This is a genomic window from Paenibacillus sp. E194, assembly GCF_000935845.1.
Classification (GTDB): Bacteria; Bacillota; Bacilli; order Paenibacillales; family Paenibacillaceae; genus Paenibacillus_B; species Paenibacillus_B alvei_B.
In genome coordinates this window covers 1-1,146 of record NZ_JMDX01000503.1, presented here as the reverse complement: position 1 = coordinate 1,146, position 1,146 = coordinate 1, and the positions used below count along the sequence as shown (strand labels likewise).

Annotated in this window: 1 protein-coding gene; it reads right to left on the bottom strand. The window is 60.6% G+C overall.

What is annotated here, in order from left to right:
* Positions 1-1,146, bottom strand: a 1,146-nt coding sequence (locus tag AZ66_RS29230) for an AMP-binding protein (protein WP_044358161.1), incomplete at both ends; no start/stop codon positions are given.

Below are 1,146 nucleotides of genomic sequence, written 5' to 3'. Positions count from 1 at the left end.
GGGCCGTACATATTGTACAGCGACGCATTCGTTTGCGCCCGAAGCTGCTTCAGCAGTGCCGCGGGCAGCGGCTCGCCGCCAATCAACAGGGCTGGTATACGGCGCAGCTGCGCTGCGCTGTGCTCCTGCTCCAGCATCATCGACAACCTCGAAGGCGTCGTCTGCATCAGCTGTACCGGATGCACCACCAGCAAATCGCCCAGCAGCGCAGGATCCTGAAGCTCTGCTTCGCTGGCGAGAATGATCTGCATCCCGCAGCTGAGCGGTACCCAGCTCTCGGTCACGAAGATGTCGAAGGATACCGTTGTGACTGAGAGGATCGACGCAGATGGCGCAAACGGCAGCGAGCGCACCATTCCCTCGATAAAGTTCACGATGTTCCGGTGCTCCACCACCACGCCTTTCGGCTTGCCGGTGGTGCCTGATGTGTAGATCACATACGCGCTGTTTATCGGGGTTGTCTGTACATCCGTTGATCCCGTGGATGCTGGTGAATAGGCCTCCAGTTCTTCCGCGGAGGCGAATCTCACCATGGCGGAGCAGTTCCCTTCGGCATCCGTGGCGGCCAAGCGTTCCTTCTTTCCTTCAACAGCCGCAGCGGCTATTTCCGTAATGGCGGAGCGTTCCGCATCCATGCACGTAACAGCCAAACGTTCCACATCCAAGCACAGAACATGCCGCAGCGGTGTTTCCTCCCAATCTGCCAGCATTTCCGTCTGCGTCTCTTCACTTAGCAGGATACGGATACCGGCATCCTGGATCATTCCCTCGATACGTGCTGCTGGCAGTGCCGGATCCAGCGGCACATAGGCTGCTCCGGCTTTCAGCACGCCCAGCAGAGCTGCGATCAATTGCGGCGAACGGCTGAGCAGCACCCCGACGCGGTCTTCGCTTCTCACCCCGTGCGCACGCAGCCAGCTGGCGATGCGGTTGGCTTGTGCTTCCAGCTCGCCGTACGTCCATACCGCCTCTCCGCTTACGAGCGCCGGTTGCTCCGGCGTCCGTGCAGCCTGCTGTTCGAACAGCGCATGCACCGTTGCTTCCGCAGGCAGCTCCACCGCCGTATCGTTGAATGTCACCAGCAGCTCTTCCCGCTCTTCGGCCGTCAGCAGTTCCAGCTTCTCTACCACCACGTTCGGGGTGGAC